Below are 4,847 nucleotides of genomic sequence, written 5' to 3' on the forward strand. Positions count from 1 at the left end.
TTCCTGATGTCATTAAATATTCTCTAGGTCGATGCCCTGTGTACGTAAACCCTCCCGCAGTCGAGCAATTTCTTGCTCTGCTTGTTGGGCACGTTTTTCTGCTTGTTGGGCGCGTACTTCTGCCTGCTGGGCACGTAAACGTTCTTGTTCAGCTAACTCCTCTGATGATAGTATCAATTCATTTTCAGTAGTGAAGAATCTTAATTTACCTTCATAAACTCCCAAATAAAGTTCTAACTGCTGACTCCACAAACTTCCATCAGTGGTTACTTGGATTTCTTGATACTTACCATCAACTAGATGAAACCCCTCAAGTTCCATTGTTACAGGGTCAAACCAGAAATAATCTGGTGTACGGAAGGTATCTTGGTAAACTTGTTTTTTTAAACCTTTATCAACTGCTGTCGTTGAACTTGACAAAATTTCCACAATCACATTCGGATATTTGCCGTCTTCTTGCCAAACTACCCAACTCTTACGGTCTTTTTTCTGAGTTCCCAAAACTACAAAAAAGTCTGGGCCACGAAAATATTCTGATTTTTTCTGGTTAGGACTGTAATAAATCGTCAAATTGCCAGAAGCATAAAAATCTTGCCTATCTCGCCACCACAATTTCAGGATGCGAATCAGCAAATCGATTTGGTCGCGGTGTAGGTCACTTTCCAAGGGTGGTTCGTCACTCAGTATATCGCCAGGAGGAAAAAGAATTTCGTCTTCTGAAATATTATCAGAAATGATTTCTAGGGTAGCAGGTTCAGACATCAGCGATCGCCCCACGATTATACGTTCATTTTACTGAAAATTTGGTAACTTGCAGATGCTTTTAAGAACTTGTAACAACTTAATTGCACCGGGAGATTCAGTCAGATTTAATAATGGCATCAACTGATAAATTGGCTGAACTTCACGTCTTAAATAAACAAATTGATAAAGCTGTCCGTTAGTTACCAAACCCCAAACTGATGACTGCTGCTCTAAACTCTTAAAAGCATAAGTGAGTAATTGAGGTAAACCCTCAATCACATTGACCGAACTATTTTTTGTTTCAATCACTAGAACCCAAAATGGCGGCGCAATATTACTTTGAGGACTGTTGATTGCTAAAATATCCATCCGTCCGGTAATTCTTTTATCTTCATCTTCGACTGCGATCGCAATGCTATCTTCCATTGTCAACCGAATCGGCACATCGTAAAACCCAGCTAACCGCATCAAGGGTGCGATCGTTATAAATTTAACCAAACCTTCAGAAATTTTACCAAGCTTGAGATAACGACGGAAGTCGTTTTTAATTCGCAATAAATCTTCCTGTTCAAACTCTGTCAACGGTTCTAAATTTAAGAAGTCTGTGAATGAACCATCTGAAAGTTCTTCTAGTTTGAGAAAGCGATGAACATCGTTGAGAGATAAGCTGCTAGCTTCAACAGTGAGCGTCATAATTTCAGGCTTTACTTGTCAAGACTACTTATATTTTGCAACATTGGCGGTAGATAGGTTGCAATGTAACCTTTTTAACTTTCTTGATCGCTTGCTTTTGCTAGATGAAAATCAATGTAAACTAAGTAACTCGGCAATTCCTATCTAGCTTAACGAAAATCTAAACACTGTCTAGCACAACTGGGCTAAGAATAGTTTTTAATCACAATAGCGATCGCACTCATAACTAACCATGTCTCAACCAACTATAGAATCAATCCTACAAGAGAATCGCCTATTTCATCCTGCCTCGGAATTCTCGCAGAATGCCCATATCAAAAGCCTGGACGACTATCAGCGTCTCTACGACAAAGCCAAAGCCGATCCGCAGCAATTTTGGGCAGATTTGGCTGGAACAGAATTAGAATGGTTCCAAAAATGGGATACAGTATTAGATTGGCAACCGCCTTTTGCGAAGTGGTTCGTTGGCGGTAAGATGAATATTTCTTACAACTGCCTTGACAGACATCTCACTACCTGGCGCAAAAATAAGGCAGCATTGATTTGGGAAGGAGAACCAGGTGATTCGCGTACCCTTACCTACGCCCAACTGCACCGGGAAGTTTGCCAGTTCGCCAATGTATTGAAGCAACTGGGCGTAAAAAAAGGCGATCGCGTTGGTATTTATATGCCGATGATTCCCGAAGCTGCGATCGCTATGTTAGCCTGTGCCCGAATTGGCGCACCCCACGGCGTAGTATTTGGTGGTTTTAGTGCCGAAGCTTTGCGCGATCGCTTAATTGATGCTACAGCTAAACTAGTAATCACGGCTGATGGTGGTTGGCGCAAAGATGCGATCGTTCCTCTCAAAGAACAGGTAGATAAAGCCTTAGCTGATGGTGCTGTTCCCAGTGTAGAAAATGTCCTCGTTGTCAAGCGTACCGGACAAGAAACTTATATGCAGTTGGGCGGACGCGATCATTGGTGGCATGATTTGCAAAAAGGAGTATCAGCAGATTGTCCCGCCGAACCAATGGACAGCGAAGATATGCTGTTTGTTCTCTACACTTCTGGCAGCACGGGCAAACCGAAGGGTGTTGTGCATACAACTGCTGGTTATAATTTGTATACCCATATCACCACCAAGTGGATCTTTGACCTCCAAGACACAGATGTATATTGGTGTACCGCCGATGTAGGTTGGATTACGGGACATAGCTACATTGTCTACGGCCCTCTTTCCAACGGTGCAACCACGGTGATGTATGAAGGCGCGCCCCGTACTTCTAATCCTGGTTGTTTCTGGGATGTAATTGAAAAATACGGCGTCAATATTTTTTATACCGCACCTACGGCAATTCGGGCATTTATTAAGATGGGTGAACAACATCCCAACGCGCGAAACCTGTCTTCGTTGCGTTTGCTGGGAAGCGTCGGCGAACCAATTAACCCAGAAGCTTGGATGTGGTATCACAAAGTAATTGGTGGGGAACGCTGTCCAATTGTTGATACTTGGTGGCAAACGGAAACAGGCGGTATCATGATTACACCGCTACCAGGGGCAATTCCCACCAAACCCGGTTCCGCAACTCTTCCCTTCCCCGGAATTATTGCAGATGTCGTCGATTTGGAAGGAAACACCGTACCCAATAACGAAGGCGGTTATCTAGCAGTGCGCCATCCTTGGCCAGGAATGATGCGGACAGTCTACGGCGATCCAGAACGCTTCCGCCGCACCTACTGGGAACACATTCCACCCCAAGATGGTAACTATACTTATTTTGCTGGTGATGGTGCAAGACAAGATGAAGACGGCTACTTTTGGGTAATGGGTCGGGTAGATGACGTATTGAATGTCTCAGGACATCGCCTTGGTACAATGGAAGTAGAATCAGCTTTAGTTTCGCATCCAGCAGTTGCAGAAGCGGCGGTAGTGGGTAAACCTGATGAACTCAAAGGTGAAGAAGTAGTTGCTTTTGTGACTTTAGAAGGCACTTATCAGGGAAGTGAAGAACTAAGTAAAGAACTCAAACTGCACGTTGTCAAAGAAATAGGTGCGATCGCTCGTCCCGGAGAAATTCGCTTTACGGACTCTTTGCCGAAAACGCGATCGGGTAAGATTATGCGGCGCTTATTGCGGAATCTAGCTGCTGGGCAAGAAGTATCTGGAGATACTTCAACATTAGAAGATCGGAGTGTGTTGGATAAGTTACGAGAAGGTGTGTAAATAATTGCCAATGAGCTTAATAAGGGCACATATTATGCGCCCTTATCGTCTCTCTTGTGATGCATTACGCGCTAACGCGGGCCAATTTATCATAAAGATTAGAACATTATTGAGGCATTCAGGGCGATGAAGGTGAAGCGCAAACCCAAACCAGCATTTGTTCAACCTATCAGCTGCATGATGCTGAGTATTATCAGTGTAATGGGGATATCACCATTAGTCTTAGCGGTTCCTGGACAAGTTTCTTTGCATTCGCCTGAACAGTATGCACAGAGACAACCACAAAAACTAGCACAATTTTCAGACACAGGGACGCCAGAGCGATCGCAACTCCTGCAACAAGCCAATGGTTTATTTAGCCAGGGAGACTTAACAGGTGCAGAGGAAAATTTACGCAAATTAATTAAAAAATTCCCAGAAGATTCGTTCGGACACTTTCAACTGGGAAATGTACTTTTTCGGCAAAAGAAACCAGAAGATGCAATTAGCTCCTTTCGAGAAGCTATTCGCCTCCAGCCAAAATACGCTCTAGCTTACAATGCGATCGGTATAGTTTATGCAAGCCAAAGTCGCTGGGAAGAAGCCATTACTGAATATAAAAAAGCTCTGGAAATTAATCCTAATTATGGCGAAGGGCTAACTAATTTTGCACTAGCATTGTGGCAAACTAATAAAAAAGACGAGGCGCTATCTTCTTTAGAAAAAGCTTTAAATATTTTCAAAGAACAGAATAGAGGTGAAAAAGCTAACCAAGTAGAACGAATTTTAAAAGAGATCAAAACTGCTGATGAACCTGGTATTTCCTGAAAATGATATTATTCAGTGGATAAAAGTTAAAAATAGTTGCTGCGATCGCCTTTAAGGATGCTTTGCCAGTAATGCGATCAAAGACAAAGATTATGCGGCAGTTGTCGCATAATCTTGGCTTAATAAATAAAAAATAGGTTTGAAACTGATGATGATAAACCCTTTTTATTCCCTCTGCCATGTCTTGTGGTCAATAATTCGTTACTCCAAGATTCAAGGGAAAAATTCCGATGAAACCCAAGATTCATAAAAACAATCACTGGCAACGGATATGTGACGGATTTCATATATGGTTGATTCATCTCTTTAAAATCTATAAGTTCCCTGTTTTCATGCTCTTGGTTCTGGTGACAGCTTTTTTGTGCGTTATTGCTTTTCCTGTTGCTGCAACTATAGA

At 42.5% G+C, this 4,847-nt stretch carries 4 protein-coding genes; 2 read left to right on the forward strand and 2 right to left on the reverse strand.

From position 1 onward, the window contains the following. Window positions 1-12: 12 nt before the first annotated feature. On the reverse strand, window positions 13-762 hold the full coding sequence (locus IQ229_RS13140; RefSeq protein ID WP_194044330.1) for a Uma2 family endonuclease: 750 nt from the start codon (window positions 760-762) through the stop codon (window positions 13-15). A gap of 30 nt (window positions 763-792) precedes the next feature. Next, window positions 793-1,437, reverse strand: coding sequence for a restriction endonuclease subunit R (locus IQ229_RS13145; RefSeq protein WP_194044332.1), 645 nt, complete (start codon window positions 1,435-1,437; stop codon window positions 793-795). Window positions 1,438-1,669: 232 nt separating this feature from the next. Between IQ229_RS13145 and acs the strand changes: the two genes are divergently transcribed. Both acs and IQ229_RS13155 read left to right on the forward strand, forming a co-directional pair. Beyond that, window positions 1,670-3,643, forward strand: coding sequence for an acetate--CoA ligase (gene acs / locus IQ229_RS13150; RefSeq protein ID WP_194044334.1), 1,974 nt, complete (start codon window positions 1,670-1,672; stop codon window positions 3,641-3,643). A 126-nt stretch (window positions 3,644-3,769) separates the two neighbouring features. Continuing rightward, window positions 3,770-4,450, forward strand: a complete 681-nt coding sequence (locus tag IQ229_RS13155) for a tetratricopeptide repeat protein (protein WP_194044335.1) — start codon at window positions 3,770-3,772, stop codon at window positions 4,448-4,450. Window positions 4,451-4,847 lie beyond the last annotated feature (397 nt).

Source organism: Nostoc cf. edaphicum LEGE 07299 (assembly GCF_015207245.1).
Taxonomy (GTDB): domain Bacteria; phylum Cyanobacteriota; class Cyanobacteriia; order Cyanobacteriales; family Nostocaceae; genus Nostoc; species Nostoc edaphicum_B.